Source organism: Rhodanobacter koreensis, assembly GCF_054782855.1.
On record NZ_BAAGRR010000002.1, the window covers coordinates 627,624 to 654,609 of the forward strand.

Below are 26,986 nucleotides of genomic sequence, written 5' to 3' on the forward strand. Positions count from 1 at the left end.
CATGGATCACCGCAGCTCATGATCAATCCCCATGGCCACGATCTAGATGCACGCGCGCGCCGGCTGTTGCGCACGCTGATCGCCCAGTATCTGGTCGACGGCGAGCCGGTGGGTTCACGGACGCTGTCGCGTTCGTCGGGGCTGGACGTGAGCCCGGCGACGATCCGCAACATCATGGCCGATCTCGAGGACGCCGGCCTGGTCGCCTCACCGCATACCTCGGCTGGCCGCGTACCGACGCCGCGCGGCTTGCGCCTGTTCGTCGACAGTCTGATCGAACTGCAGCCGGTGCCCCAGGACGAGATGGCGCGCCTGCAACGCGAACTGCCGCCGGGACCGACCACGGCCCGCGATCTGCTCGGCAATGCCTCGATCCTGCTGTCGGCGATGACCCGTTTTGCCGGTGTGGTCACGGTGCCGCGCCAGGTGGACTTTCCGCTGCGGCATATCGATTTCGTACCGCTGCCCGATGCGCGCGTGCTGGTGATCCTGGTGTTCACCGACAACCAGGTGCAGAACCGCATCGTGCAGCTGGCCACGCCACTGCACGGCCATGAACTGGAACAGGCCGCGAACTATCTCAACAGTCAGTTTGCCGGTTTTCGGGTGGACGATATCCGTGCGCACCTGCTTGCCGAACTGCGCGAGGCAGGCAGTGAACTCAATCGCCTGCTTGCCAGCACGGTGGAACTGGCTACGGCCTCGTTCGCGCCGCAGGTTGGCGGCAATGAGGTGCTGGTCAGTGGGCAGACCAATCTGATGGCGTATTCGGAGCTGGCCGACCTGCAGCGGTTACGCGAGCTGTTCGATGCGTTCCAGCAGAAGAACGAATTGCTGCAGCTGATGGAAGTGTGTGCCCGCGCCCCGGGCGTGCGGCTGTTCATCGGCGAGGAGTCCGGCTTCACTGCGCTTGATGGCTGCAGTGTGGTCACTGCCAGCTATGGCGTGCAGGGGCGTGTCTTGGGTGCGGTTGGCGTGATCGGGCCGACCCGGATGGCTTACGAGCGGGTGATTCCGGTGGTGCAGGCGACAGCCGGATTGCTCAGTGACGCCTTGAATCGCGCCGCAACGACCCTATAACCGCCCCGGGAGACGGGATTTCCGCAAAATATCAGGGTGGCCGGCATGCGTGCGGGCCATGACAATCGTTTTGGAGTGATGCATGCAAAACAACGACCCCCAGTCGCATGAGCAGGCGCAGCCTGCGGATGCGTCGGCAAGCGAGATCGACAGCCTGTACGCTCGGCTGACCGAACTGGAAGCGGCCAATGCCGAATTGCGCGAGACGGTGCTGCGCGAAAAGGCCGAGATCGAGAACCAACGCCGCCGCCTGCACCGCGATGTGGAACAGGCGCGCCGCTTCGCCAACGAGAAGTTGCTCAATGAGCTGCTGCCGGTTTACGACGGACTGGAAAGCGGCCTGACGGTGGAGGGCGGCGACGTCGCCTCGATGCGCGAGGGGATCAGCCTCACCCTGAAGTCGCTGTTGAAGGTGGCCGAGAACAACGGCATGTCGCAGATCGATCCGCTTGGCCAGCCGCTCGATCCGGAGCGCCATCACGCGGTGAGCATGGTCGACGCACCGGGCAAGGCGCCCGGCACCGTGGTCAGCGTGTTGCAGAAGGGCTATGTGCTGAACGATCGGCTGCTGCGCCCGGCGTTGGTCGCCGTGGCGAAGGACTGAGTCGTTTTCTGGCTGGCGCCCGCCTGAATGGCGTGCCGGTCATCGTGCAAGAAATCGCATCCGGGGCCTTGCCGGCATTGAATCGCCAGGCCAGAACCCCATCTGACGTTCATTAATTGGCGGCCGCGGGGGCCGCAAAAAGATTCGGAGCATACACATGGGCAAGATCATCGGTATCGATTTGGGCACCACCAACTCTTGCGTGGCCGTGATGGACGGCAGCACGACCAAGGTCATCGAGAACTCGGAAGGCGACCGCACCACACCATCCATCGTTGCCTTCAACAAGGACGGCGAAGTACTGGTGGGTGCCTCGGCTAAGCGCCAGAGCGTGACCAACCCGAAGAACACCTTCTACGCGGTGAAGCGCCTGATCGGCCGCAAGTTCACCGACGCCGAGGTGCAGAAAGATCTGCACATCGTGCCCTACGGCATTGTCGCTCATGACAACGGCGACGCCTGGGTGCAGACCTCCGACGGCAAGAAGATGGCGCCGCAGGAGATCGCTGCCAAGGTGCTGATGAAGATGAAGAAGACCGCCGAGGATTATCTCGGCGAGACGATTACCGAAGCCGTGATCACGGTGCCGGCGTACTTCAACGACAGCCAGCGCCAGGCGACCAAGGACGCCGGCAAGATTGCCGGACTCGATGTCAAGCGCATCATCAACGAGCCGACCGCGGCCGCGCTGGCCTATGGTCTGGACAAGAAGGGTGGCGACCGCAAGATCGCGGTATACGATCTGGGTGGCGGCACCTTCGACGTCTCGATCATCGAGATCGCCGAGGTCGACGGCGAGAAGCAGTTCGAAGTGCTGGCGACGAATGGCGACACCTTCCTGGGTGGCGAAGACTTCGACATGCGCGTCATCGACTATCTGGTCGAGGAATTCCAGAAGGAGCAGGGCATCGATCTGCGCAAGGATCCGCTGGCCTTGCAGCGCCTGAAGGATGCCGCCGAGCGCGCCAAGATCGAGCTGTCGTCCAGTCACCAGACCGACGTCAACCTGCCGTACGTGACGGCGGACGCCTCCGGTCCGAAGCACCTGAACATCAAGCTGACCCGCGCCAAGCTGGAGTCGCTGGTGGAAGATCTGGTCAAGCGCACGATCGAGCCGTGCCGCACCGCGTTGAATGACGCCGGGCTGCGCGTGTCCGACATCACCGAGGTGATCCTCGTCGGTGGCCAGACCCGCATGCCGAAGGTGCAGGAATCGGTGAAGGACTTCTTCGGCAAGGAGCCGCGCAAGGACGTCAACCCGGACGAAGCTGTCGCCGTCGGCGCGGCGATCCAGGGCGGCGTGCTGGGCGGTACCGTCAAGGACGTGCTGCTGCTCGACGTTACCCCGCTGTCGCTCGGCATCGAGACGATGGGCGGCGTGATGACCAAGCTGATCGAGAAGAACACCACGGTGCCGACCAAGGCGGCACAGACGTTCTCCACTGCCGACGACAACCAGACCGCGGTGACCGTGCACGTGCTGCAGGGCGAGCGCGAGCGCGCCAGCGCGAACAAGTCGCTGGGCAAGTTCGATCTGTCCGGCATTGATGCCGCACCGCGTGGCATGCCGCAGATCGAGGTGACCTTCGACATCGACGCCAACGGCATCCTGCACGTGTCGGCCAAGGACAAGAAGACCGGCAAGGAACAGAAGATCGAGATCAAGGCCGGTTCGGGCCTGTCCGAGGACGAGATCGCACGCATGGTCGCCGATGCCGAGGCGAACAAGGAAGAAGACAAGAAGTTCCACGAACTGGTCGCCACCCGCAACAAGGCGGACCAGCTGGTGCACGCCACCCGCAGCGCGCTGAAGGAGCACGGTGGCAAGGTGCCACCTGATCAGCTGAGCAGCATCGAGGGTGCGTTGTCCGATCTGGAAAAGGTCAAGGACGGTGAGGACAAGGCGGCGATCGAGGCCAAGGTCGAGAAGCTGGAGCAGACCGCGCAGGCGCTGTATGCAGCGGCCCAGGGCGGCCCGTCCGACGCTGGTGCACAATCCGCGCCGGGTGGTTCGGCCCAGCCGGATGACGTGGTCGATGCCGAGTTCACCGAAGTGAAAGACGACAAGAAGTAACCGGTAGCCGGTATAGCGGCACGGTCGAGATCAGCAGCCCGCGCCGGGGATTATCCTGGCGCGGGCTGTCTGCTGAATGCGGGACATGGAACCTGTGGTTCCCCCTGGGGCGTGACAAAGCAGTGTGGATGCATGAATGAGCAAGCGTGATTACTACGAAATACTGGGTGTCGAGCGCACCGTCACCGACGTCGAGCTGAAGAAATCCTTCCGTCGATTGGCGATGAAGTACCACCCCGACCGCTGCCCGGACGATCCGCATGCGCAGGAGAAATTCAAGGAGGCCAAGGAGGCCTATGAGGTGTTGTCGGACACGCAGAAGCGCGCGATGTACGACCAGCATGGACACGCCGCCTTCGAGCATGGCATGGGCGGTCGCGGTGGTGCCGGTTTCGGCGACGTGGGCGACATCTTCGGTGACATCTTTGGCGACATCTTCGGCAGGAGCGGTGGACGTGGGCGGCCGCGGCGCGGTTCCGATCTGCGCTACATCATGGAGCTGGACCTGGAAGAGGCCGTGTTCGGCGTCAGTCGACAGATCGAAGTGCCGACCCAGGTCAACTGCCATCACTGCAACGGCAGCGGTTCGGAAGACGGCAAGACCAGCAAGTGCAAGACCTGCCACGGCCACGGCCAGGTGCGCATGCAGAATGGCATTTTCTCGATCCAGCAGGCTTGCCCGCATTGCGGTGGTACCGGCCAGGCGATCGAGAAGCCGTGCAGGAAATGCCATGGCGAGGGCCGCATCGAGGAGACTCGCACGCTGTCGGTGCAGATCCCCGAGGGCGTCGACAATGGTGATCGCATCCGCCTGAGCGGGCAGGGCGAGGCCGGTCCGTCAGGTGCACCGGCCGGTGACCTGTACGTGGAAGTGCATGTGCGCGAGCACGCGATCTTCCAGCGCGAGGGCAATGACTTGTATTGCGAGCTGCCGATCCGGTTCTCGCAGGCTGCGCTGGGTGCCGAACTGCCGGTGCCGACGCTGGAAGGCGAGGTGCCGGTCAGCATTCCACCGGAGACTCAGACCGGCACGCAGTTCCGCCTGCGCGGCCGTGGCGTCAAGTCCGTGCGCAGCAGTCGTCATGGAGACCTGATCTGCCGAGTGGTGGTGGAAACGCCGGTGCGGCTCACCAAGCAGCAGCGTGAGTTGCTTGAATCACTGGAAGCCACGTTCGGCGGCAGTGATGCAGACAAGCACACACCGCGCGCGAAGGGTTGGGTTGATGGGGTAAAGCAGTTCTGGTCGAGAGTCACCGCGTAAAGCCCGCCACGCACGCGCTAGCATGTACTGACCGACTCACTGGAGTGTGCCGATGACCCGCCCCCTTCGTCTCGCCATCAATGGCGCCTCCGGCCGCATGGGCAGTGCCCTGCTGGGTCTGCTGGGCAGCGATGCGCGTTTCGAACTGGTGCACGCGGTGGTGTCGCCTGATTCGCCGCACGATGGTTTGCCGGTATTTGCCGGTCGCGCCGATGCATTGCGTTTTGCGCATGACTGGGCGCTGGCGCCGGCGCTCGATGCCGTCATCGACTTCAGCAGCCCGATCGCCATGGCCGCCGCACTCGATCATTGTCTGGCGCATGGTACGCCGCTGGTGAGTGGCACCACCGGTCTCGATGTTGCGATGGAGACACGGCTGGCTGATGCAGGCAAACGTATCGCCATCCTGCGCGCGGCGAATTTCAGTCTCGGTGTGGCCGTGCTGACCAGGCTGCTGCGCGAGGCTGCCGCAGCGTTGCCGAACTGGGATCTGGAGATCGTGGAGGCACATCACGGCCGCAAGCAGGACGCACCGTCCGGTACGGCACTGGCGCTCGGTCAAGCAGCAGCAGTGGCACGCCAGACCACGCTGGATGCTACCGCGGTATACAGCCGCGAAGGTCAGACAGGCGAGCGTGCCAAGGGCAGTATCGGCTTTGCCGTGGTGCGCGGTGGCGATATCGTCGGCGAGCACTCCGCGATGCTGATCGGGCAGGGCGAGCGACTGGAGCTGGGGCATCGCGCCACCGATCGCACGATCTTTGCGCGGGGCGCGCTGCAGGCTGTGCATTGGCTGAGCGGCCGCAGCGCCGGCCATTGGCAGCTGGATGATGTGATCGCCGCGCCGCGCTGACCGATCGGGGCGTTGTCGTGTCGCGACCGCTTGTGTCGCATGCCAGCTGCCACTAGCATCCACTGTGTTGTCATTGGGGAGTAGCCAGCCTCGTTTCCCCTGAGGCGTTCGCATCAACAGACTTGGTTGCCGGTGTTTCCGGCGCCATGGTGCGAACAGCAACCACTGCCGTAAGGCGGCGGTTCGCCCGGCGAGACCTTTGGCCATCGACATGCTCACCCAGCCGGGCGAGCGGTGTCGTTGAGCCATCGGTTACCCGCTCGCCCGGCTTGTGTGTATTCCATGTTGCTTACCTTCTGTCTGTTCTTCGGCTCCGCCGGCGTGATCTATTTCGCCTGCGAATATTTCGTCAACGGCGTCGAATGGTTCGGGCGCAAGCTCGATCTGGGCGCGACCGCGACCGGCACGGTGCTGGCAGCCTTTGGTACCGCGTTGCCGGAAAGCGCCGTGACCTTCGTCGCAGTCATGTTCGGCAAGACACCGGAGGCACGTGATATCGGCGTCGGTGCGGCACTCGGCGGCCCGCTGGTGCTGGCCACGATCGCCTATGCGGTGGTTGGTGCAGCACTCTGGTTCAATGCCAGGCGGCTCAAGCGCCCGGATCACCTCATCCGGGTCGACCACCGGCGGCTGGCACGCGACCAGTCGTGGTTCCTGGCGATCTTTGTGGTCAAGGTCGGATTGGGACTGGTCGCCTTTGCGATCAAGCCCTGGCTGGGCGTGCTGTTTCTGGCTGCCTATGCGATGTATGTGTGGCGCGAGATACGCAGCAGCGACAGCGTGCCGGAAGAGGAAATCCTCGAACCGCTGAAGCTGCGTCCGCAGCAGGTCGATCCGGCCTTGCGCTGGGTGGTGACGCAGACGGTGGCGGCGCTGGTGGTGATTGCTGCCGCGTCACGGCTGTTCGTGAGCCAGCTCGAGGCGATCGGGATCGCGTTCGCGTTGCCGCCGCATCTGGTCGCGCTGCTGCTGAGTCCGGTGGCGACCGAATTGCCCGAAACCATCAACGCGCTGATCTGGGTGCGCCAGGGCAAGGAGCGCCTCGCGCTGGCCAACATTTCCGGCGCCATGATGATCCAGGCGACGATCCCCAGTTCGCTGGCGTTGTTCGCCACGCCATGGATGTTCGATGCGCCGCTGATCGTGGCTGGTGTACTGACGGCCATCGCCATCGTGTACCTGTGGCGGCTGTTCCACCGTGGCCGGGTGGATGCGCGCTGGCTGCTGCCCGTTGGCCTGTTGTACGGCGTGTTTGCCGCATTTGTGGCATGGCACTTTGCCGGCGGCTGAGTCCGTGCCGGTTCAGTTGCGATGCGACGCGTTGCGATCGCGCCCGGCGCCCAGCCTGGTATCCAGTTTGCCGAACAGCTTCTTGAAGGCCCGCGAGAATTTGCCGCGTTTCGTCTTGCGCAACTTTTCCTCTTCGCTGGTAAGCCACGCGACCTGGATCACCCGGCGTTCGCCCTCGTAGGGCAGATGGCCATGGAAGGAGTTTTCACAGCGCTTGAACACGGCGAACTCGCCGTACAACGGGGCCAGTTCCGGTGTGGCGATGCTGTCGATGTCATCGATCTTGTGCAGGAAACGCAGGCAGCCGTCGCTGGTATCCGGCCATTGCGTGTTCAGATAGATCAGTGCCGTGGCCACCTTGGATTTGCTGTCGGTATGGATGGTGCCATGGCGCTTGTTGAGAAGGCGGCACAAGGTCACCAGGGTCGGGTACTGACCGAGATTGTCGATGCCCAGGCGCTGACCGATCGCACTGGCAAAGGCGGGCGACGTCATGTCCGCGATCAGCGTATTGATCGACGGGCCGCAGTCGCTCGGGTCATACGGGAAGAAACCGGCGCTGGAGTAGTTCGGGAAATCGCGATCCAGCTCGCTGCGTACCTCGTCCGGCAGCTGGCCGTGGGCCACCATGAACGGGAAGGGTTGCTGCTGCACCGTGGTATCCGGGCGATCGAGCCGGGCGGGATCGAGCAGGACAGCAGCACTCATGGGACATTCAACTCCGTTTAAATGGAGCCTAGTGTAACGCCGGCAGATCGGTGGTGCCGACAGAAAAACGCATGATTCATGCTCTGTAAGGTGGACAGAAACGGCGTCGCCGCCTATCATTTCCACCCGCCCTGATCCTTTCCTTCCCAAGCGCCACAAGCCAGCAATAGTGCGGCTTGCGGACTTTGCTGCATCCAAAAGGCGGTTACCGTATGCCCATTCCCGCTCTGCTGGCCCTCGAAGACGGCAGCGTGTTTCACGGCCATGCCGTGGGCGCGACTGGTGAAACCGTTGGTGAGGTTGTCTTCAACACGGCGATGACGGGCTATCAGGAGATCCTCACGGATCCCTCCTATTCGCGCCAGATCGTCACCCTGACTTATCCGCATATCGGCAATACCGGCATCAATGCCGAGGACGCCGAGTCCACCGTCGTGCATGCCGCCGGCCTGATCGTGCGCGATGTGCCGCGCCGGGCCAGCAACTGGCGCAGCAGCGAGAGCCTGCCCGATTACCTCAGGCGTCACGGCACCGTGGCGATTGCCGGCATCGACACCCGTCGGCTCACCCGCATCCTGCGCGACAAGGGTGCCTTGGCCGGCTGCATCGTTGCCGGCGAGCAGGTGGATGCCGAGGACGCGCTGGCCAAGGCGCGCGCGTTCCCTGGCCTCAACGGTATGGATCTGGCCAAGGTGGTCAGCGTCAGCAAGTCGTACGAGTGGAGCGAGGGCACCTACGACCTCGATCGCACTGCGTTCAACCAGCCGGCCAAGAAATTCAAGGTTATCGCCTACGATTTCGGTACCAAGCACAACATCTTGCGCCTGCTCGCCGGGCAGGGCTGCGCGATCACCGTGGTGCCGGCACAGACACCGGCCGCCGAGGTACTGGCGATGAAGCCTGATGGCGTGTTCCTGTCTAACGGCCCGGGCGACCCGGCCGCATGCGGCTACGCGATCGAGGCGACGAAGCAGTTTCTCGATGCGAGAGTTCCGCTGTTCGGCATCTGCCTGGGTCACCAGATCATGGGTCTGGCGCTGGGCGCCAAGACGCTGAAGATGAAGTTCGGTCATCACGGCGCGAACCATCCGGTGAAGGATCTCGATGAGGGTCGCGTGCTGATCACCTCGCAGAACCACGGCTTTGCGGTGGACCCGGCCACGCTGCCTGCGAATGTGCGGGTGACTCACAACTCGCTGTTCGACGGTTCGCTGCAGGGCTTCGCGCTTACCGACCGCCCGGCGTTCTGCTTCCAGGGTCATCCGGAAGCCTCGCCAGGCCCCCACGACATCGGTTACCTGTTTGACCGGTTTGCCAAGCTGATGCAGGAGGCCCGCTGAGATGGCCAAGCGTACCGATATCAAGAGCATCCTCATCATCGGCGCTGGCCCGATCGTGATCGGCCAGGCCTGCGAGTTCGACTACTCCGGCGCGCAGGCCTGCAAGGCGCTGAAGGAGGAGGGCTACCGGGTGATCCTGGTGAACTCCAACCCTGCCACGATCATGACCGACCCGGAGACCGCCGACGCGGTCTACATCGAGCCGATCAACTGGCAGACGGTGGAACGCATCATCGCCAAGGAGCGCCCGGATGCGGTGCTGCCGACGATGGGTGGCCAGACCGGCCTGAACTGCGCGCTGGATCTGGCCGATCACGGCGTGCTGGAGAAATACAACGTCGAGCTGATCGGCGCATCGCGCGAAGCGATCCGCATGGCCGAGGACCGTGAGCTGTTCCGCGTGGCGATGGCGGAGATCGGGCTGGATTGTCCGAAGGCCGAGGTCGTGCGCACGTTCGAGCAGGCGCTGCTGACGCAGGCCAAGGTGGGTTTCCCGACCGTCATCCGCCCCAGCTTCACGCTCGGTGGTTCCGGTGGCGGCATCGCTTACAACAAGGAAGAGTTCGAAGAGATCGTCAAACGCGGTCTGGAACTCTCGCCGGTGGGCGAGGTGCTGGTCGAGGAGTCCGTGCTCGGCTGGAAGGAGTTCGAGATGGAAGTGGTCCGCGATACCGCGGACAACTGCATCATCGTCTGCTCGATCGAGAACCTCGATCCGATGGGCGTGCATACCGGCGACTCGATCACCGTGGCGCCGGCGCAGACGCTGACCGACAAGGAATACCAGCGCCTGCGCGATGCCTCGATCGCGGTGCTGCGCAAGATCGGCGTGGATACCGGTGGTTCCAATGTGCAGTTCGGCATCAATGCAGAGAATGGCCGTGTCGTCGTCATCGAGATGAACCCGCGCGTGTCGCGTTCGTCGGCGCTGGCGTCGAAGGCCACCGGTTTCCCGATCGCCAAGATCGCCGCGAAGCTGGCGGTGGGTTACACGCTGGACGAGCTGAAGAACGACATCACGGGCGGCCTGACGCCGGCCTCGTTCGAGCCATCGATCGACTACGTCGTCACCAAGATTCCGCGTTTCGCGTTCGAGAAATTCCCGGCCGCCGATGCACGCCTCACCACGCAGATGAAGTCGGTGGGCGAGGTGATGGCGATGGGCCGCACCTTCCACGAATCGCTGCAGAAAGCGCTGCGCGGATTGGAGATCGGCAAGACCGGCCTCAATCCGACCGGCCTGGACATCAGTACCGAGGATGGTCTGGCTTTGCTCAAGCGCGAACTGCGCGAACCGCGCCCGGACCGCGTATTCCACCTGGCCGACGCGTTCCGTGCGGGTCTGTCGTTGGAAGAAGTGCACAGCCTGAGCCGGGTTGATCCATGGTTCCTCGCCGCGTTCGAGGACATCGTGCTGACCGAGGCCGAGGTTGTTGCGCAGGGCATTACCGCGCTCGATCAGCCGCGCATGCGCGAACTCAAGCGACTCGGTTTCGCCGATGCCCGGGTGGCCGAGCTGCTCAACACGGACGAGGCGGCGGTGCGTCATCTGCGTCACACGCTCGGCGTGCGCCCGGTGTACAAGCGGGTCGATTCCTGCGCGGCCGAATTTGCCACCAGCACGGCCTACATGTATTCGACCTACGAGGAAGAATGCGAGGCGAATCCGACCGACCGCGACAAGATCATCGTGCTCGGTGGCGGTCCGAACCGCATCGGCCAGGGCATCGAGTTCGACTACTGCTGCGTGCATGCCTCGTTGGCGCTGCGCGACGATGGTTATGAAACCATCATGGTCAACTGCAATCCGGAAACCGTCTCGACCGATTACGACACCTCAGACCGTCTCTATTTCGAGCCACTGACGCTGGAGGACGTGCTGGAAATCGTTCACTTGGAAAAGCCGAAAGGCGTGATCGTGCAGTACGGTGGCCAGACCCCGCTGAAGCTGGCACGTGCGCTGGAAGCGGCTGGTGTGCCGATCATCGGTACCAGCCCGGACAGCATCGATCTGGCTGAAGATCGCGAGCGCTTCCAGCAGATGATCGAGAAAATCGGCCTGAAGCAGCCACCGAACCGCACCGCACGCAATGCCGACGAGGCGTTGGCGCTGGCGCGCGAGATCGGCTATCCGCTGGTGGTGCGCCCGAGCTATGTGCTCGGTGGGCGCGCAATGGAAGTGGTGCATGACGACGCCGACCTCTCGCGCTATATCCGCGATGCGGTGAAAGTCTCCAACGATTCGCCGGTGCTGCTGGATCGCTTCCTCGATCATGCGGTCGAGGTGGACGTGGACGTGATCGCGGACGCCGAAGGTCATGTGCTGATCGGTGGCATCATGGAGCATATCGAGGAGGCCGGTGTGCATTCGGGCGACTCGTCCTGCTCATTGCCACCGTATTCACTGACCGCGCAAATCCAGGACGAGATGCGCCGCCAGGTCACCGCCATGGCAAAGGAATTGAAAGTTATCGGCCTGATGAACACGCAGTTCGCGATCCAGGGCGATACCGTCTACATCCTGGAAGTGAACCCGCGTGCTTCGCGCACGGTGCCGTTCGTTTCCAAGGCGACCGGCGTGCCGCTGGCCAAGATCGCTGCCCGCGTGATGGCAGGCCGTTCGTTGGCGAGTCTGGGGGCGACACGCGAAGTGATTCCTGCGTACTACTCGGTGAAGGAAGCGATCTTCCCGTTCCTGAAGTTCCAGAACGTCGATCCGATCCTCGGCCCCGAGATGCGTTCGACTGGCGAGGTGATGGGCGTGGGCCGCAGCTTCGGCGCAGCCTTCGCGCGCGGTCACGAGGCGGCTGGAATCAGGCCGCCAACCGTGGGCAAGGTATTCCTGTCAGTGCGTGACAGCGACAAGGACCGCCTGTTGCCGGTGGCGCAGGACGTGATCTTGCGCGGCTTCACCCTGGTGGCCACCGAGGGAACCGCCCGTTATCTTGCCGAGCACGGCGTCGGTTGCGAACGCATCAACAAGGTGCTCGAGGGCCGCCCGCACATCGTCGATCTGATCAAGAACGGCGAGATCGTCTATATCGTCAACACCACCGAGGGCAAGCAGGCGATCGCCGACTCGTTCTCGATCCGGCGCGAGGCCCTGCAGCATCGCGTCACGTATTCCACCACCGTGGCAGGCGCTCGTGCGCTCGTGCATTCGCTGGATTTTCACAGCGATGGCGAGGTACACAGCCTGCAGGAACTGCACAAGGAGCTGAGCGCATGAGTCGCGCCCCCATCACCAAGGCTGGTTCGGAACGCCTGCGCGCCGAGCTGGAGCGGCTGAAGTCAGGCGATCGGCCGCGCATCATCGCAGCGATTGCCGAGGCGCGCGCGCATGGCGATCTCAAGGAAAATGCGGAGTACCACGCGGCACGCGAGCAGCAGAGTTTCATCGAGGGCCGTATCGGCCAGCTGGAAGCGTTGCTGTCGACGGCTGAAGTGATCGATGTCACCCAACTCAATCCCGGCAACCGCGTGGTGTTCGGCGCGATTGTCGATCTGGAAGACGAGGATAGCGGCACAGCCGTGACTTACCAGATCGTTGGCGACCTGGAAGCGGACATCAAGCAGCGGCTGATTGCGGTGTCTTCACCGATTGCGCGTGCGCTGATCGGCAAGAGCGTGGGTGACAGCTTCGAGTTCACCGCGCCGAATGGTGTCAAGCATTACGAAATCACCGGTGTGCGTTATTCCTGAGAGTGGCGTGTTGAAGGTATGTGCGGAACGGTCGGCCGCTGATGCGTTCGGCCTGGTAAGCAGCCGGCGGCGTGTCCGCCTCTGTCGATGGGCATCTGACAACGGACCGCGACATGCCGCAGCAGAAGATCCTGTTCCTCAGCGTTTCGGCCGGTGCCGGCCACATGCGTGCCGCGGAAGCGCTGCGCCTCACCGCCGAGGCAAGCCTGCCTGATGTCGAGACCCGGCATCTGGATGCGATGGACTACGTGCCATCCACATTCCGCAAGTTGTACACCGATTTCTACATCACGCTGATAAGCAGCTACCCGACACTGTGGGGCATGCTGTACCAACGCAGTTCCGAGGCCGATCCGGACGGCCCGATGCAGAAGCTGCGACGCGCCATCGAGCGACTTGGTACGGGCGATCTGCGCAAGGCGATCAATGCGTTTGCGCCAGACGCCATTGTCTGCACCCACTTCCTGCCCGCCGAAATGCTGATGCACGAGATCCGACGCGAACGGTTTGCGGTGCCGGTGTGGGTTCAGGTCACCGATTTCGACCTGCATGGCATGTGGGTGATTCCATGCATGACGGGTTTCTTCGCCGCCAGCGATGAAATTGCCTTCCGCATGAAGGCGAACCGCATCGAGGCAGGACGCGTCCATGCCACCGGTATCCCGGTGATGCCGGAGTTCACCCAGCCGCAGGATCGCCGAGTCTGCGCCGAGTGTTTCGGCCTCGATCCGACCAGGCAGACCATCATGCTGATGGGCGGCGGCGCCGGCGTCGGCAAGCTCGATGAGGTGGCAGCTGCGCTGATGCGGCTCGAACACGACTTCCAGCTGATCGTGCTGGCCGGGCGCAACGAGGCAGCACTGGCCAAGCTGAAGACTCATGCGGCGGAACATCCTGGGCGGCTGTTTCCGTTTGGTTTCACCAACGAAGTGGCACGGCTGATGGCCTGCTCCGACCTGGTGATCACCAAGCCCGGCGGGCTGACCACCTCCGAGTGCCTGGCGATGGGCGTGCCGATGGTGGTGTATGCGCCAGTCCCCGGCCAGGAAGAGCGCAACGCGGACTATGTGTTGGAGCAGGGGGCGGCGCTCAAGGCGATCGACCTGATCTCGCTTGAATACCGGGTGCGTCAATTGCTGGCCGACCCACAACGATTGGCGCGGATGCGTGAATGCGCGCGTCGTCTGGGTCAGCCACAGGCGGCGCAGCGTGTACTGGAGATCGTGCAGGCCCAGCTTCAAGGCCGGCAGTCAGCAGCTACGCTGGTGGGTCATTGAGCGTGCGTCAGCTGGACCAACGACTCCTGCCTGCACGAGAAACGCCAGTCTCCATGCGTCCCCTGGTGCTGTTGCTGACGCTTGGCTGGACCGTCCTGCTGGCCTTTTTCTTCGCCAATGTGGAGATCCAGATCGAGGGTGCTGCCGGTTGGGCAGCGAATTTGCCGACCTGGCGCATCGAGCATCACTGGCTGCTGGATATTTTCTGGGGTGGTCGGCCGATGACCGGCTATCACGCGTGGCTTTTCCCGTGCATGGGATTGTTTTTCCATTTCCCGCTGATCTTCACCGGTCGCTGGAGCTGGCGTGCCGAGGCGCGCGTGTTCGCCTGCATCATGCTGTTCTGGATCACCGAGGACTTTCTGTGGTTCGTGTTGAACCCGGCGTATGGCCTGGCGCATTTCGCACCACGCTATATCCCGTGGCATATCCACTGGTGGGGTCCGGCACCCAGCGACTACTGGGTTTCCCTGTCCGTGTCCGGGGTGCTGTTCTGGTTGTCGTGCCGCCCGATGCCATTGCGCCACTAAGCACCCCAAGCCAGGCCGAATGCCGGGCACAAAAAAGGTCGCACATGTGCGGCCTTTTCATGGCTCATTACGCTGGGATCAGCGCTGACGAGCCTTGAAACGGGGATTGCTCTTGCAGATCACGAACACCTTGCCGCGACGACGCACAATCTTGCAATCGCGGTGCCGCGCCTTGGCGGACTTCAAAGAGTTAAGCACCTTCACGGCCAGCTCCTGACACTAAACGAAAATGTAAGCGGGCAAGTGTAACTGCTTGTCTGCCTTGTCACAAGCTTGGGATGACGGCCGATTCAGCCACGATGGACAGGAACTGCTGCAGCACCGGTGAATGATCGTCGCTGCGACTGGCCACGGCCAGCAGCAGATAGGCATCGGCGTCTTCCAGCGGCACGTAACTGACCCCGGCAAGGTGCACGGTACGCATGCTGGCCGGCACCAGTGCCAGTCCCAAGCCCGCGGCAACCAGGGCCAGCAGGCCATTGATCTGCTGCGCGTGCTGGATAATCGACGGCTGGAAACCTGCCCTGGTCGCCAGTTTTACCAGCCGGTCGTACAGCGTGGCGGCCAGTTCGCGTGGCTGCGAAACAAAGGCGTCACCGGCCACTTCCGTGAGGCGCAGGCTGCTGCGCCCTGACAGGGGATGGCCGGAGGGCAGGGCAAGCAGCAGGGGTTCGCGATCGATGACGCTCAAGCGCAGATTGTGCGAGTCCTGTGCGTGGATCGGTTCGTCGCGGACAAAGCCGACATCGATCTGGCCGGCCAATAGCGCGGCGAACTGTGGCTCGGTGTACATCTCGCTGAGATGCATGCGCACATTCGGCGCGATCTGGCCGTAGCGCAGCAAGGTCTGTGGCAGCGAGGGATGAAACGAGACCGAAACGGTGTAGGCCAGCCGCAACTGGCCGCTGTAGCCGGCCGCGGCAGCTACAACGTGGCTGCGGGCCTCATCGGCCTTGGCCAGGATCTGTCGGGCCTGCTCCAGAAAGATGCGGCCGGGCTCGGTCAGCGCCACGTTGCGCTTGTTGCGTTCGAGCAGCCTTACGCCCAGGTCCTGTTCCAGCGACTGGATCTGCTGGGACAGGGGCGGCTGCGACAGATGCAGCCGGAGTGCCGCTCGGGTGAAGCTCAGTTCCTCGGCGACGGCGATGAAATAGCGCAGCTGGCGAAAATCAAACATATAGTGAAATCGTATAAATAAGGCACTAAATATATATTTGATACTTTATCGTGTCGATCATAAACTCTCTTCCGTCCCGCCACTTCCCCTCCCCCCCTAGTGGCGGCGGCCCTCGCCCCGCAGCGACGCTAAATACGATATCTGGTTCAACTCCCCCCTGAACCCATATCGATGCGTCTCACCTGCGGGGCGCTTTCTTTTGCACTTTCGACGCCGCTGCCCTCAACGCAGCGGCGTCGGTGTTTCTGAACGCGCTGGATGCCGGGTTCAGATCTGGCTGGCCAGCCGGGTGCCTTGGGCGATCGCGCGCTTGGCGTCGAGTTCGGCGGCGACATCGGCACCGCCAATGACGTGCACCTTCTGGCCTGCCGCGACCAATTCGTCGGCCAGCCGCCGGTTCGGCTCCTGACCGGCGCAGACCACGACATGGTCGACCGGCAGGATCTGTGCGGTGCCATCGACCGTGATGTGCAGGCCCTGATCGTCGAACTGCTGATAACTGACCTTGCCCAGCATGCTTACGTGCTTGGCCTTTAGCGTGGCCCGATGCACCCAGCCGGTGGTCTTGTTGAGTCGCGCGCCGGGGCGTCCCTCACTGCGTTGCAGCAACCAGACCTGTCGGGATGGCGCTTCCGGTTGTGGTTTCTGCAGGCCGCCGCGCTGCGCCAGCTGCATGTCCACCCCCCATTCGCGAGTCCAGCGTGCAACATCGGTGGTGGGTGAGGGCGCGTGTTCGATCAGAAATTCGGCCACGTCAAAGCCGATGCCACCGGCGCCGATGATCGCCACCCTTGCACCGACCGGCCGATGATGGGCCAGTACATCCAGATAGCTCAGCACACGCGGATCATCGCTGCCCGGGAAGTTCACCTTGCGCGGCGTGATGCCGGTGGCGATCACCACTTCGTCATAGCCATCGGCCTGCAGTGACGCTGCATCCGCGCTCCGGCCCAGTTGTACGTTGACGCCGGTGTCGCCGAGTCGATGGCGGAAATAGCGCAGCGTCTCGTGAAATTCTTCCTTGCCCGGAATCTGCTTGGCGTAGTTGAACTGGCCGCCGATCTCGCTGGCCTGGTCGATCAGCGTCACCGCATGGCCGCGCTCACCCAGCGTGCTGGCGCATGCCATGCCGGCCGGCCCGGCGCCAATGACAGCGACGCGCTTGCGCACGCTGGCCGGTTCGATCCTGAGCTCGGTTTCGTGACAGGCGCGCGGATTGACCAGACAGCTGGCGCGCTTGTTCTGGAACACATGATCGAGGCAGGCCTGGTTGCAGGCGATGCAGGTATTGATGCGCTCGCTGCGGCCGGTCCTGGCCTTGTTCGCCCAGTCCGGGTCGGCCAGCAGCGGGCGCGCCATCGAGACCATGTCGGCTTCGCCGTCGGCCAGGATGCGTTCGGCCACTTCGGGCATGTTGATGCGGTTGGTGGTGATCAGCGGAATCGCCACTTCGCCCTTGAGCTTCTTCGTGACCCAGGCAAAGCCGGCGCGCGGCACGCTGGTGACGATGGTCGGTACACGCGCCTCGTGCCAGCCGATGCCGGTATTGATGATCGAGGCACCGACCGCTTCGATTGCCTTGGCCAGGGTCACGATCTCGTTCCAGTCCTGGCCGCCCTCGACCAGGTCGAGCATCGACAGGCGGTAGATGATGATGAAGTCGTGCCCCACTGCTGCGCGCGTGCGTCGCACGATCTCGATCGCGAAACGCATGCGACGGGTCGCATCACCGCCCCATGCGTCGCTGCGCTGATTGGTGCGTGCGGCAATGAACTGGTTGATCAGATAGCCTTCCGATCCCATCACCTCGACACCGTCATAACCGGCGTCCTGCGCCAGCCTGGCGCACTGGACGAAGTCACTGATGGTGCGTTCCACGCCGCGCGCAGACAGCGCCTGCGGTGTGAAGGGCGTGATCGGTGACTTGATCTTCGACGGTGCCACCGACAGCGGGTGATAACCGTAGCGTCCGGCGTGCAGGATCTGCAGGCAGATCCTGCCACCTTCGACGTGCACGGCACGGGTGAGTTTGCGGTGTCGCGGCTTGTGCCACGGCATCGTGAGCCTGCCGCCGAACGGTTTCAGCCAGCCCTGGATGCTCGGCGCGATGCCGCCGGTGACCATAAGCCCCACGCCGCCACGCGCGCGTGCCGCGAAATAAGCGGCCAGCTTGTCGTAGTCGCTGGCCTTGTCCTCCAGCCCGGTGTGCATCGACCCCATCAGGATGCGATTGGGCAGGGTGACATGGCCCAGATCGAGCGGGGTGAACAGCTTCGGATAATTCATGCGACCGGGACCGGATCAAACGATCGTATGAATGTGCCGGTGTTGGGTGCAGAAAAGCAAGCGCCGCAGATGTGCGGTGGCTGGATTCAGGCCTGCAGGCTCATGCCAGCAACTGGTGCACCAGCGCGATATAGCGGCGCATGGCTTCCTCTTCGGGTACGCCGTTCAACTGCGCCCAGGCCGCGTGCTTGGCGGTACCGACAAAGTCGAAAAAGCCTGGTTGGGTTCTGCACAGGTCGCCCTCCGAGCCTTGCTTGTACAGGGCATAGAGCTTCAGCAAGGTGTCGTTGTCGGGGCGTGTACCCAATCGCTGGATATCCTCGGCGGCTTGTTCGAACTCGCGGCGAAGATCGGTCATAGGGCGGATCGGGCTGGTTTGCAGGCGAAGGAGACCGGCTAGATAGCACGCGTTCCGGACGGGGTCAACGCGTTAAACTTCCGCTTTCCATCGCCCAGCCCAGCCAGGAATCACCATGAGCCACGCTCCGTCCGCACCCGTACTCACCATCGACGGGCCGTCGGGATCGGGCAAGGGCACCATCAGTGCGCTGGTCGCCGAGCATCTGGGCTGGCGCCTGCTGGATTCGGGTGCGTTGTACCGGGCGGTGGGCTATGCCGCCGGCATGGCGGGACTGGATCTGTCCGATGTGGAGGCGATGACCCGCTGCGCGCAGGGCACGAAGATCCAGTTTCGTGCCGGCAGCAACGGCAGTGCGACGCGGGTGATCGTGAACGGCCACGACGCCACCGACGAGCTGCGCACCGAAACGGCCGGGGCGGCGGCCTCGGCGATCGCCTCGATGCCCTCGGTGCGCGAGGCCCTGGTGGCGCTGCAGCTGGGCTTTCGCAAGGCCCCCGGGCTGGTGGCCGACGGGCGCGACATGGGCACGGTGATCTTCCCGGATGCCGCGTTCAAGGTCTTCCTCACCGCGAGTGCCGCCGAGCGCGCGAAAAGGCGCTATAAGCAGTTGAAGGAAAAGGGACTCAGCGTTACACTTGGCGGCCTTCAACGCGAAATTGAGGCGCGTGACAGCCGCGATGCATCGCGCGCGGTCGCGCCGCTCAGGCCTGCCGAGGATGCCGTGCTGGTGGATACCACCGGCATGGGCATCGACGAGGTCGTCGCGAGAGTACTTGCCGTCGTGCAGCCTTAGATCGGGTTGCACGATGGTTTCTGCGCTCCTGCTGCGGCAGGGGATTTTGACCCACGGTGACGACGGTCGGTTCCGAGGAACCACCCGAAGACACCCTCAACCGGTGGATCGTGAAGTTCGTGCGCAACATGTCAAGTAGCGCAACGGACAACGGTCTTTTCCCACTATGGAATCAACATGACTGAAAGTTTTGCCGAACTGTTTGAACAGAGCCAACAGGCTATCTCCAAGCTGAAGCCCGGCGCCATCGTCACCGGCATCGTTGTGGAAATCCGCAATGACGTCGTCGTGATCAATGCTGGCCTGAAGAGCGAAGGCATCGTCCCGATCGAGCAGTTCAAGAGCGAGGCCGGTGTGCTGGAGGTGCAGGTAGGCGACGAGGTGAAGGTTGCCCTCGAAGCCTTGGAAGACGGTTTCGGCGAAACCAAGCTGTCGCGCGAGAAGGCCAAGCGCTCGATGGTGTGGGACGACCTCGAGCACGCGTTCGACAAGGAAGAGACCATCGTTGGTCTCATCTCCGGCAAGGTCAAGGGCGGTTTCACGGTCGACATCAAGGACGTCCGTGCGTTCCTGCCGGGCTCGCTGGTCGACGTGCGTCCGGTGCGCGACCCGGTTTTCCTCGAGGGCAAGGAACTCGAGTTCAAGATCATCAAGCTGGACCGCAAGCGCAACAACGTGGTGGTCAGCCGCCGTGCCGTCGTCGAGACCGAGTTCTCCGCCGAGCGCGAGCAGCTGCTTGAGCGCCTGACTGAGGGCGCCGTGGTCAAGGGCACCGTCAAGAACCTCACCGACTACGGCGCGTTCGTGGATCTGGGCGGTATCGACGGCCTGCTGCACATCACCGACATGGCGTGGAAGCGTGTGCGTCACCCGTCCGAAGTGGTCAACGTCGGCGACGAGCTGGACGTGCGCGTGCTGAAGTACGACAAGGAGCGCAACCGCGTTTCGCTGGGCCTGAAGCAGCTGGGCGACGACCCGTGGGTCGCGATCGCCCGCCGCTACCCGGTCGGCAGCCGCCTGTTCGGCAAGGTCTCCAACGTCACCGATTACGGCTGCTTCGTCGAGATCGAGCCGGGCGTGGAAGGCCTGGTGCACGTGTCCGAGATGGACTGGACCAACAAGAACGTCAACCCGGCCAAGGTGGTTCAGGTCGGCGACGAGACCGAAGTCACCGTGCTGGACGTGGACGAGGAGCGTCGCCGCATCTCGCTGGGTATCAAGCAGACCCGCTCGAACCCGTGGGAAGCCTTCGCAGCGATGCACAAGAAGGGCGACAAGGTCTCCGGCCAGATCAAGTCGATCACCGATTTCGGCGTGTTCATCGGCCTGGACGGCGGCATCGACGGTCTGGTGCACCTGTCCGACATCTCCTGGCAGATGTCCGGCGAAGATCTGGTTCGCAACTTCAAGAAGGGCGACGAGATCGAGGCCGTGGTGCTGGCAGTCGATCCGGAGCGTGAGCGTATCTCGCTCGGCATCAAGCAGATGGAGCAGGATCCGTTCGGCCAGTTCATGGCGGCGAATCCGCGCGGCAGCATCGTCAACGGCACCGTCAAGGAAGTCGACGCGAAGGGTGCCGTGATCGATCTGGGCGAGGGCGTCGAGGGTTACCTGCGCGCCAACGACATCGCCAAGGAGCGCATCGAGGATGCTACCTTGCATCTGAAGGTGGGCGACAAGGTCGAGGCCAAGTTCACCGGCATGGATCGCAAGGGTCGCCAGCTGGCACTCTCGATCCGCGCGAAGGACGAGGAAGATGTGCAGGAGGCCATTGCCGACTACGCATCCGCGTCCACCGGCACCACCAAGCTGGGCGCGTTGCTGAAGGAACAGTTCGACAAGGCCGATTGATCGCGCCTTGAAGCCTGATGCGGGGCGGCACTCGCCGCCCCGCTGTTCCATGTCACGGACATTGGGGTCCCATGACCAAATCCGAATTGATCGAGGCGCTGGCCAGGCGTCAGACCCATCTTGCGTTTGCCGATGTCGAGATGGCCGTCAAGAGCGTCATCGAGCAGATGAGCCACGCTCTGGCCCAGGGCGAGCGCATCGAAGTGCGTGGTTTTGGCAGCTTTGCGCTGCATTACCGCCCACCGCGCATGGGCCGCAACCCGAAAACGGGTGATGCCGTGGCATTGCCCGGCAAGCACGTGCCGCATTTCAAACCAGGCAAGGAGCTGCGTGAGCGGGTCAACATGGACCTGGACCAGCAAGCCGGCTGAGCCGGCAACTTGCAGATTTACCGAAGGCAGGCGGCGCGAGTCGGCCTGCCTTCCTTTTTTGCTGGCCACGGTCATGCGGATCGGTCGCAACCGGAAGCTGTTTCGAACCCCCGCTGCATGGATGGCAAGCACTGCCTGTGCCAGTCGCGGTCAATCGGGTAAAGTCTCGGCATGCGACTGCTCGCCATACTCATCCTTGTGATCTTCATCGCGGCCGGCGTGGTGCTGGGTGCGCTCAATGCCGATCTGGTCGGTTACGACCTCGCGTTTGCCCAGGTACGACTGCCCAAGGGGGCTGCCTTGCTGGGCGCCCTGGTGATCGGCTGGCTGCTTGGCGGCCTTACCGCATGGCTGGGTGTGAGTATGGGACAGCGCCGCCTGCGCCGCCGGCAATTGCGCGCCGACAAGACGCTGCCGCCCAAACCATGAATCTCATGTCCGTGCTGGTTCCCCTGGTGCCAGCTGCCTTCGTCCTGGGCTGGTGGGCCTCCCGTCGGGTAGGGGCGCGTCGTTCCGGTGCCGAAGTCAGCGAGCTTTCCTCGGATTATTTCCGCGGCCTGAACTACCTGCTCAACGAGGAGCAGGACAAGGCGATCGAGGTCTTCCTCAAACTGGCCGAATACAACCGTGACACGGTGGAAACGCACCTGGCGCTGGGCAACCTGTTTCGACGGCGTGGTGAGGTGGATCGGGCGATCCGCCTGCACCAGCATCTGGTATCGCGGCCGGGCCTGTCTGATGCGATGAAGACAGTGGCCTTGCTGGAACTGGGCGAAGACTACATGCGCGCCGGCCTGCTGGATCGCGCCGAGGCACTGTTTTCCGACCTGGTGGCGATGGACGCGCATGCACCCTCGGCGTTGCGTCACCTGATCGCGATCTACCAGCACGAGCGCGATTGGAACAAGGCCATCGAGCATGCGCGCCGGCTGGAAGTGATGACCGGCGAGGACGAGTCGCCGATGATTGCCCAGTTCTATTGCGAGCTGGCCGAGCGCTCGCGCCAGCACGGTGCGCGTGCCGAGGCGCGTGATTATCTGCGCCAGGCGTTCAAGTGCCAGGCCGATTGCGTGCGTGCCTTCATGCTGACCGGTCGGCTCCACGCCGAAGACGACCAGCATGTCGAGGCGGTGACCGCCTATGAGGCGGCAATCCAGGCCGACATCGCATTCACCCCGGAGATCCTGCCGCCGTTGCTCAACAGCTATGCGCGTTCGCAGCAGATGGAGCGCGCCGAGGCTTTCCTGCGCGAGATGCTGGGTCGCTATCACGGTGTCTCGCCGGTACTGGCGCTGACCCAGTTGTACCGGCAACGCGACGGCGAACGGGCATCGATCGACTTCCTCACCTCGCAGCTGCGCCTGCGTCCATCCGTGCGCGGCCTGATGGCGCTGATCGACGCGACCATGGACAAGATCGAGGGCGAGGCGCGCGAGAATTTCCTGATCCTGCGTGACCTGACGAGAAAGCTGCTGGAAGGCCAGGCCATGTACCGCTGCAGCCGTTGCGGCTTCGGTGCCAAGGCACATCACTGGCAATGCCCCAGCTGCAAGAGCTGGAGCACGATCCGGCCGATCCACGGCGTCGCCAGCGAATGACATGAGGATTGCGATGGCCAATGGATGGTTGCTCGCCGCTTTTCTGATCACCCTGCTGCTGGTGCGCGGTGCGATCGATTATGCGCACCGGCGTGGCATGCTCGATCAGCCGGGACAACGCCGTTCGCATCGGCTGCCCACGCCACGCGGTGGTGGCATCGGCATCGTGCTGGCGATGCTGATCTGCCTGTCCGGCGTCTGGTGGAGCTTCCCGTTGGCATGGCCGTCCAGCGTGATCGTCGGGCTGCTTGGTGCACTGATCCTGGTGGCGCTGGCGGGCTGGTGGGATGATCACCGTTCACTACCGGTGCTGCCACGATTGGCGATGCAGCTGCTGGCGGTGCTCGGGTTTTCCGTTGCCGTGCTGGCGACGGGGCTGTCGTTTTGGTGGTTGCCATTGCTGCTGGCGGGTGGTGCCTGGAGCATCAACCTGCACAACTTCATGGACGGTATCGATGGCCTGCTGGCGCAACAGGTCGTCTTCGTGGCCTGTGGCCTGGCGGGGCTTGCGTGGGCCGCGGCGCAGCCGATGCTGGCCCTGGCGGCAGCGACGCTGGCAGCGGCGACATTGGGATTCTGGTGCTACAACCGCCCGCCGGCGCGGATTTTCATGGGCGATGTCGGCAGCGGCAGCGTCGGCCTGCTGATCTTTGCGTTCAGCGCCATGCTGTGGCGGATCGAGCATGATTTGCTGTGGCCGGTGTTGCTGCTGTCGTCGGCGTTCGTGGTGGACGCCAGCATGACCCTGCTCACGCGCATGTGGCGTGGGCGCCGCTGGTACACTGCGCATCGCGAGCATCTGTATCAGTGGCTGGTGCGCCGCAACGGGACGCATGCGGGTGCGGATGCGGGGTATCTGGCCTGGAATCTGCTGATCGCGGCACCGTTGACCTGGTTGGCCTGGAGTCATCTGCGGCTGGCGCTGCCGATTACCATGGCTGTTTATCTTGCGGCAGCAGCCCTGTGGCTTTCGTTGAAACGTCGCTGTTTGCGCCACCCTTCCTTCAAGGCCCGCCATGCCACTGCGTAAACTTGTCGGTTTCATTCATCCGCGCATTGCAGTCGTGTTGCACGACCTGGCGATGGCGGCGCTGGCGTGGTGGATCGCCAAGCTGTTGCGCTATGCGCTGAAGCCCGACGAGATCGTCGGTTATCGACTGCTCGAATTCCCGATCGTGTTGCTGGTGCAGGGGCTGATTTTCCGCTGGACCGGGTTGTACAAGAGCGTCTGGCGCTTTGCCAGCCTGCCGGATCTGTGGAACATCCTGCGCGCGGTGGTGATGGGCGGGGTGGCGATCTACCTGGCGCTGTTCCTGTACAACCGGCTCGATGGCGTGCCGCGTTCGGTGCTGCTGCTTTACCCGATCCTGCTGGCGGTGCTGCTCGGTGGCCCTAGGCTGATCTATCGCTACTGGAAGGACAGCCGTAACGATCTGCTGCACAACCAGGTTGTGAAGCGGGTTCTGATCGTGGGCGCGGATGGGGCAGGCGAGGCGCTGTCGCGCGATCTGCGTCGTGACAATCGCTACGCCGTGGTCGGTTTCGTCGATGACAAGACCAGCCTGCGTGGCGCCAGCATCAACGGCCATCCGGTGCTGGGTCGTCTCGATCAGTTGCCCGAGGTGGCACGCTCGACGGCCGTCGACATGTTGCTGATTGCCTTGCCGGGAGCCTCCACCACCGAAATGCGCCGGGTGGTATCGCTGTGCGATGCGACCGATCTGCCATACCGGACAGTCCCGCGGCTGGAGGATGTGGTGGCCGGCCGGGCACAGTTCAACCAGATCAAGGAAGTGGCGATCGAGGATCTGCTCGGCCGCGATGCGGTAGAGCTGGACTGGACTGCCATCCGCGAGACCCTGACCCTGCGCCGTGTACTGATAACCGGCGGCGGTGGTTCGATCGGCTCGGAACTGTGCCGCCAGGTGGCCCGGCTCGGCGCGCAATCGCTGGTCGTGGTCGAGCAGAGCGAATACAACCTCTACCGCATTACCCAGGAGCTGCGCGCGGATTTCCCGGAGCTGATTCTCGAGGGCATCCTGGCCAACTGTGGCGACCAGGCCGCCATGCGCAAGGTGTTCACCGAAACCCGGCCGCAGGTGGTGTTCCATGCGGCCGCCTACAAGCATGTCCCGATGCTGCAGGGACAGCTGCGCGCGGCGTTCCGCAACAATGTGCTGGGCACATGCACGGTGGCCGATGCGGCGCGCGAGGTCGGGGTCGAATGCTTTGTCCTGATCTCGACCGACAAGGCAGTCAACCCGACCAGCGTGATGGGCGCCTGCAAGCGCGTTGCCGAGATCTATTGCCAGAACCTCAACGCGCACGCCAGCACCCGTTTCATGACCGTACGCTTCGGCAATGTGCTGGATTCGGCCGGATCGGTGGTGCCGCTGTTCCGGGAACAGATCCGCGCAGGTGGCCCGATCACCGTTACCCATCCGGAGATCTCGCGCTATTTCATGACGATCCCCGAGGCCTGCCAGCTGATTCTGCAGTCGGCAAGCATCGGCAATGGCGGCGAGATCTTCGCGCTCGACATGGGCGAGCCGGTGAGGATCCGCGATCTGGCCGAGCAGATGATCCGTCTCGCCGGCAAGAAGCCCGGCAGCGAGATTCCGATTGTCTACACCGGACTGCGTGCCGGCGAAAAACTGTTCGAGGAATTGTTCCATCCGCTGGAAAACTACAGCGCGACCGCACATGCCAAGATCTTCCTCGCGCAGTACCGCGAAGTATCGTGGGAGTTGCTGGAGGCGCTGCTGCACAAGGCAGCCGACGCGGTCGACATATTCGATGAAGAAGAGCTTCGACGCTGCGTGTCCAGCTTGCTGCCCTCGTTTCGCTGGAGCGAATCGGCGCAACCGGACAATGTGGTGTCGATCCGCCGTAACGAAACTGGAGAGCAGTAAGTGAGCAAGCCTCTGCGCAAGGTCGTGTTTCCCGTGGCAGGCCTCGGCACGCGTTTTCTGCCGGCAACCAAGGTGGTCGCCAAGGAAATGCTGCCGGTACTCGACAAGCCACTGATCCAGTATGCCGTCGATGAGGCGGTGGATGCCGGCGCCGACACCCTGATCTTCGTCACCAACCGCTACAAGCACGCGATCGCCGACTACTTCGACAAGGCTTACGAGCTGGAAGCGAAGCTGCATGAGAAGGGCAAGGACGAGTTGCTGGCCTTGGTGCAGGGCACCTTGCCGCGACACGTGCGTGCGATTTTCGTGACCCAGCCCGAGGCGCTGGGCCTGGGCCATGCCGTGCTGTGCGCCAAGCCCGTGGTGGGCCACGAACCGTTCGGTGTGGTGTTGCCGGACGACCTGATCTGGAACGGTGCCGGCAAGGGTGCATTGCGCCAGATGGCCGAGATCTGCGAGCACGAGCACGCGGGTGTCATCGCGGTGGAGGAAGTGCCGCACAACGAGACCGACAAGTACGGCATCGTCGATGCCGTGCCGGTGGACGAACGCAGCGCGCGAATCCGTCACATGGTGGAGAAGCCCAAGCCTGCCGATGCGCCGTCGAACCTGGCGGTGGTCGGCCGTTATGTGCTGCCCGGCCGCATCTTCCAGTTGCTGGAACAGACCACGCCGGGTGCCGGCGGCGAAATCCAGCTCACCGATGCGATCGAGGCGTTGTTGAAGGAGCAGGGCAAGGTGCTCGCCTACCGCTTTGAAGGCATCCGTTTCGACTGCGGCAACAAGGCGGGCCTGGTGCGCGCCACCATGCACATGGCGATGCAGGATCCCAAGCTTGCACCGACGGTGCGAGCCTTCCTCGATCAGCTCTGAATCATTGCGGGATCAGCCATGATGCGCGCGGTCACGCAGCGT

Annotated in this window: 24 protein-coding genes and 1 riboswitch; of the genes, 19 read left to right on the plus strand and 5 right to left on the minus strand. The window is 63.4% G+C overall.

Annotated features, from left to right (window positions below):
• Positions 1-18: 18 nt before the first annotated feature.
• The 6 genes from hrcA to ACYVKM_RS08745 all read left to right on the plus strand — a co-directional run bounded on the left by hrcA (position 19) and on the right by ACYVKM_RS08745 (position 7,162).
• Complete coding sequence (gene hrcA / locus ACYVKM_RS08720; RefSeq protein WP_460877205.1) at positions 19-1,080, plus strand: heat-inducible transcriptional repressor HrcA; 1,062 nt, start codon at positions 19-21, stop codon at positions 1,078-1,080.
• 82 nt (positions 1,081-1,162) lie between these two features.
• Positions 1,163-1,684 (plus strand): nucleotide exchange factor GrpE, encoded by a 522-nt coding sequence (grpE, locus tag ACYVKM_RS08725; RefSeq protein ID WP_460877206.1) that lies wholly within the window; start codon positions 1,163-1,165, stop codon positions 1,682-1,684.
• Between the two features lie 157 nt (positions 1,685-1,841).
• Positions 1,842-3,758: a molecular chaperone DnaK gene (dnaK, locus tag ACYVKM_RS08730; RefSeq protein WP_460877207.1), complete on the plus strand. Its 1,917-nt coding sequence runs from the start codon at positions 1,842-1,844 to the stop codon at positions 3,756-3,758.
• A gap of 136 nt (positions 3,759-3,894) precedes the next feature.
• On the plus strand, positions 3,895-5,019 hold the full coding sequence (gene dnaJ / locus ACYVKM_RS08735) for a molecular chaperone DnaJ (protein ID WP_460877208.1): 1,125 nt from the start codon (positions 3,895-3,897) through the stop codon (positions 5,017-5,019).
• A gap of 52 nt (positions 5,020-5,071) precedes the next feature.
• Positions 5,072-5,872 (plus strand): 4-hydroxy-tetrahydrodipicolinate reductase, encoded by an 801-nt coding sequence (dapB, locus tag ACYVKM_RS08740; protein ID WP_460877209.1) that lies wholly within the window; start codon positions 5,072-5,074, stop codon positions 5,870-5,872.
• Between the two features lie 59 nt (positions 5,873-5,931).
• Positions 5,932-6,061: riboswitch (yybP-ykoY riboswitch) on the plus strand.
• 93 nt (positions 6,062-6,154) lie between these two features.
• Positions 6,155-7,162: a sodium:calcium antiporter gene (locus ACYVKM_RS08745; RefSeq protein ID WP_460877210.1), complete on the plus strand. Its 1,008-nt coding sequence runs from the start codon at positions 6,155-6,157 to the stop codon at positions 7,160-7,162.
• Positions 7,163-7,174: 12 nt separating this feature from the next.
• On the opposite strand, the gene ACYVKM_RS08750 is transcribed toward ACYVKM_RS08745, so the two are convergent.
• On the minus strand, positions 7,175-7,870 hold the full coding sequence (locus ACYVKM_RS08750; protein ID WP_460877211.1) for a 2OG-Fe(II) oxygenase: 696 nt from the start codon (positions 7,868-7,870) through the stop codon (positions 7,175-7,177).
• Between the two features lie 212 nt (positions 7,871-8,082).
• Between ACYVKM_RS08750 and carA the strand changes: the two genes are divergently transcribed.
• The 5 genes from carA (at position 8,083) to ACYVKM_RS08775 (ending at position 14,719) form a co-directional block, all read left to right on the plus strand.
• A complete protein-coding gene (gene carA, locus ACYVKM_RS08755) occupies positions 8,083-9,210 on the plus strand; it encodes a glutamine-hydrolyzing carbamoyl-phosphate synthase small subunit (protein WP_460877212.1) in 1,128 nt (375 codons plus the stop codon).
• A 1-nt stretch (position 9,211) separates the two neighbouring features.
• Positions 9,212-12,439, plus strand: coding sequence for a carbamoyl-phosphate synthase large subunit (gene carB / locus ACYVKM_RS08760; RefSeq protein ID WP_460877213.1), 3,228 nt, complete (start codon positions 9,212-9,214; stop codon positions 12,437-12,439).
• Entirely contained in the window at positions 12,436-12,912 is a 477-nt protein-coding gene (gene greA / locus ACYVKM_RS08765) for a transcription elongation factor GreA (protein ID WP_460877214.1), read from the plus strand. Before carB ends, greA begins: the two co-directional genes overlap by 4 nt.
• A 113-nt stretch (positions 12,913-13,025) precedes the next feature.
• Positions 13,026-14,189, plus strand: a complete 1,164-nt coding sequence (locus ACYVKM_RS08770) for an MGDG synthase family glycosyltransferase (RefSeq protein ID WP_460877215.1) — start codon at positions 13,026-13,028, stop codon at positions 14,187-14,189.
• A 53-nt stretch (positions 14,190-14,242) separates the two neighbouring features.
• Complete coding sequence (locus ACYVKM_RS08775) at positions 14,243-14,719, plus strand: hypothetical protein (RefSeq protein WP_460877216.1); 477 nt, start codon at positions 14,243-14,245, stop codon at positions 14,717-14,719.
• Between the two features lie 78 nt (positions 14,720-14,797).
• Here the strand turns inward: ACYVKM_RS08775 and ykgO are convergent, their stop codons facing one another.
• The 4 genes from ykgO to ACYVKM_RS08795 form a co-directional block, all read right to left on the minus strand.
• Positions 14,798-14,923 (minus strand): type B 50S ribosomal protein L36, encoded by a 126-nt coding sequence (ykgO, locus tag ACYVKM_RS08780; protein ID WP_007080705.1) that lies wholly within the window; start codon positions 14,921-14,923, stop codon positions 14,798-14,800.
• A 61-nt stretch (positions 14,924-14,984) separates the two neighbouring features.
• Positions 14,985-15,896: a LysR substrate-binding domain-containing protein gene (locus ACYVKM_RS08785; RefSeq protein WP_460877217.1), complete on the minus strand. Its 912-nt coding sequence runs from the start codon at positions 15,894-15,896 to the stop codon at positions 14,985-14,987.
• A gap of 267 nt (positions 15,897-16,163) precedes the next feature.
• The gene (locus tag ACYVKM_RS08790; protein WP_460877218.1) at positions 16,164-18,182 is read right to left on the minus strand and encodes an oxidoreductase; all 2,019 of its coding nucleotides are present in this window, start codon (positions 18,180-18,182) and stop codon (positions 16,164-16,166) included.
• Between the two features lie 100 nt (positions 18,183-18,282).
• A complete protein-coding gene (locus tag ACYVKM_RS08795) occupies positions 18,283-18,540 on the minus strand; it encodes an acyl-CoA-binding protein (RefSeq protein ID WP_460877219.1) in 258 nt (85 codons plus the stop codon).
• 115 nt (positions 18,541-18,655) lie between these two features.
• Here ACYVKM_RS08795 and cmk point away from each other — a divergent pair, with 115 nt between their 5' ends.
• From cmk to galU, 8 genes are all read left to right on the plus strand, one after another.
• Complete coding sequence (gene cmk, locus ACYVKM_RS08800; RefSeq protein ID WP_460877220.1) at positions 18,656-19,336, plus strand: (d)CMP kinase; 681 nt, start codon at positions 18,656-18,658, stop codon at positions 19,334-19,336.
• Between the two features lie 177 nt (positions 19,337-19,513).
• Positions 19,514-21,187 (plus strand): 30S ribosomal protein S1, encoded by a 1,674-nt coding sequence (gene rpsA, locus ACYVKM_RS08805; RefSeq protein WP_460877221.1) that lies wholly within the window; start codon positions 19,514-19,516, stop codon positions 21,185-21,187.
• Between the two features lie 71 nt (positions 21,188-21,258).
• Complete coding sequence (locus tag ACYVKM_RS08810) at positions 21,259-21,558, plus strand: integration host factor subunit beta (protein WP_460877222.1); 300 nt, start codon at positions 21,259-21,261, stop codon at positions 21,556-21,558.
• A 171-nt stretch (positions 21,559-21,729) separates the two neighbouring features.
• Entirely contained in the window at positions 21,730-21,987 is a 258-nt protein-coding gene (locus tag ACYVKM_RS08815) for a LapA family protein (protein ID WP_460877223.1), read from the plus strand.
• Complete coding sequence (gene lapB / locus ACYVKM_RS08820; RefSeq protein ID WP_460877224.1) at positions 21,984-23,156, plus strand: lipopolysaccharide assembly protein LapB; 1,173 nt, start codon at positions 21,984-21,986, stop codon at positions 23,154-23,156. The genes ACYVKM_RS08815 and lapB overlap by 4 nt, the downstream gene beginning before the upstream one ends.
• 13 nt (positions 23,157-23,169) lie before the next feature.
• Entirely contained in the window at positions 23,170-24,186 is a 1,017-nt protein-coding gene (locus ACYVKM_RS08825; RefSeq protein ID WP_460877225.1) for an MraY family glycosyltransferase, read from the plus strand.
• Positions 24,173-26,068 (plus strand): polysaccharide biosynthesis protein, encoded by a 1,896-nt coding sequence (locus tag ACYVKM_RS08830; RefSeq protein ID WP_460877226.1) that lies wholly within the window; start codon positions 24,173-24,175, stop codon positions 26,066-26,068. The genes ACYVKM_RS08825 and ACYVKM_RS08830 overlap by 14 nt, the downstream gene beginning before the upstream one ends.
• Complete coding sequence (gene galU, locus ACYVKM_RS08835; RefSeq protein WP_460877227.1) at positions 26,069-26,944, plus strand: UTP--glucose-1-phosphate uridylyltransferase GalU; 876 nt, start codon at positions 26,069-26,071, stop codon at positions 26,942-26,944.
• The last annotated feature ends 42 nt before the right edge of the window (positions 26,945-26,986 follow it).

What these genes read in the sequence shown, in the direction of transcription:
- ACYVKM_RS08830 (WP_460877226.1), top strand. Translation starts at nt 24,173, where the DNA reads ATGCCACTGCGTAAACTTGTCGGTTTCATTCATCCGCGCATTGCAGTC.
- greA (WP_460877214.1), top strand. Translation starts at nt 12,436, where the DNA reads ATGAGTCGCGCCCCCATCACCAAGGCTGGTTCGGAACGCCTGCGCGCC.
- carA (WP_460877212.1), top strand. Translation starts at nt 8,083, where the DNA reads ATGCCCATTCCCGCTCTGCTGGCCCTCGAAGACGGCAGCGTGTTTCAC.
- hrcA (WP_460877205.1), top strand. Translation starts at nt 19, where the DNA reads ATGATCAATCCCCATGGCCACGATCTAGATGCACGCGCGCGCCGGCTG.
- ACYVKM_RS08825 (WP_460877225.1), top strand. Translation starts at nt 23,170, where the DNA reads ATGGCCAATGGATGGTTGCTCGCCGCTTTTCTGATCACCCTGCTGCTG.
- ACYVKM_RS08775 (WP_460877216.1), top strand. Translation starts at nt 14,243, where the DNA reads ATGCGTCCCCTGGTGCTGTTGCTGACGCTTGGCTGGACCGTCCTGCTG.
- grpE (WP_460877206.1), top strand. Translation starts at nt 1,163, where the DNA reads ATGCAAAACAACGACCCCCAGTCGCATGAGCAGGCGCAGCCTGCGGAT.
- ACYVKM_RS08785 (WP_460877217.1), bottom strand. Translation starts at nt 15,896, where the DNA reads ATGTTTGATTTTCGCCAGCTGCGCTATTTCATCGCCGTCGCCGAGGAA.
- dnaJ (WP_460877208.1), top strand. Translation starts at nt 3,895, where the DNA reads ATGAGCAAGCGTGATTACTACGAAATACTGGGTGTCGAGCGCACCGTC.
- ACYVKM_RS08810 (WP_460877222.1), top strand. Translation starts at nt 21,259, where the DNA reads ATGACCAAATCCGAATTGATCGAGGCGCTGGCCAGGCGTCAGACCCAT.
- ACYVKM_RS08745 (WP_460877210.1), top strand. Translation starts at nt 6,155, where the DNA reads ATGTTGCTTACCTTCTGTCTGTTCTTCGGCTCCGCCGGCGTGATCTAT.
- carB (WP_460877213.1), top strand. Translation starts at nt 9,212, where the DNA reads ATGGCCAAGCGTACCGATATCAAGAGCATCCTCATCATCGGCGCTGGC.
- lapB (WP_460877224.1), top strand. Translation starts at nt 21,984, where the DNA reads ATGAATCTCATGTCCGTGCTGGTTCCCCTGGTGCCAGCTGCCTTCGTC.
- dnaK (WP_460877207.1), top strand. Translation starts at nt 1,842, where the DNA reads ATGGGCAAGATCATCGGTATCGATTTGGGCACCACCAACTCTTGCGTG.
- dapB (WP_460877209.1), top strand. Translation starts at nt 5,072, where the DNA reads ATGACCCGCCCCCTTCGTCTCGCCATCAATGGCGCCTCCGGCCGCATG.
- ACYVKM_RS08770 (WP_460877215.1), top strand. Translation starts at nt 13,026, where the DNA reads ATGCCGCAGCAGAAGATCCTGTTCCTCAGCGTTTCGGCCGGTGCCGGC.
- ACYVKM_RS08790 (WP_460877218.1), bottom strand. Translation starts at nt 18,182, where the DNA reads ATGAATTATCCGAAGCTGTTCACCCCGCTCGATCTGGGCCATGTCACC.
- ACYVKM_RS08750 (WP_460877211.1), bottom strand. Translation starts at nt 7,870, where the DNA reads ATGAGTGCTGCTGTCCTGCTCGATCCCGCCCGGCTCGATCGCCCGGAT.
- ACYVKM_RS08795 (WP_460877219.1), bottom strand. Translation starts at nt 18,540, where the DNA reads ATGACCGATCTTCGCCGCGAGTTCGAACAAGCCGCCGAGGATATCCAG.
- rpsA (WP_460877221.1), top strand. Translation starts at nt 19,514, where the DNA reads ATGACTGAAAGTTTTGCCGAACTGTTTGAACAGAGCCAACAGGCTATC.
- cmk (WP_460877220.1), top strand. Translation starts at nt 18,656, where the DNA reads ATGAGCCACGCTCCGTCCGCACCCGTACTCACCATCGACGGGCCGTCG.
- ACYVKM_RS08815 (WP_460877223.1), top strand. Translation starts at nt 21,730, where the DNA reads ATGCGACTGCTCGCCATACTCATCCTTGTGATCTTCATCGCGGCCGGC.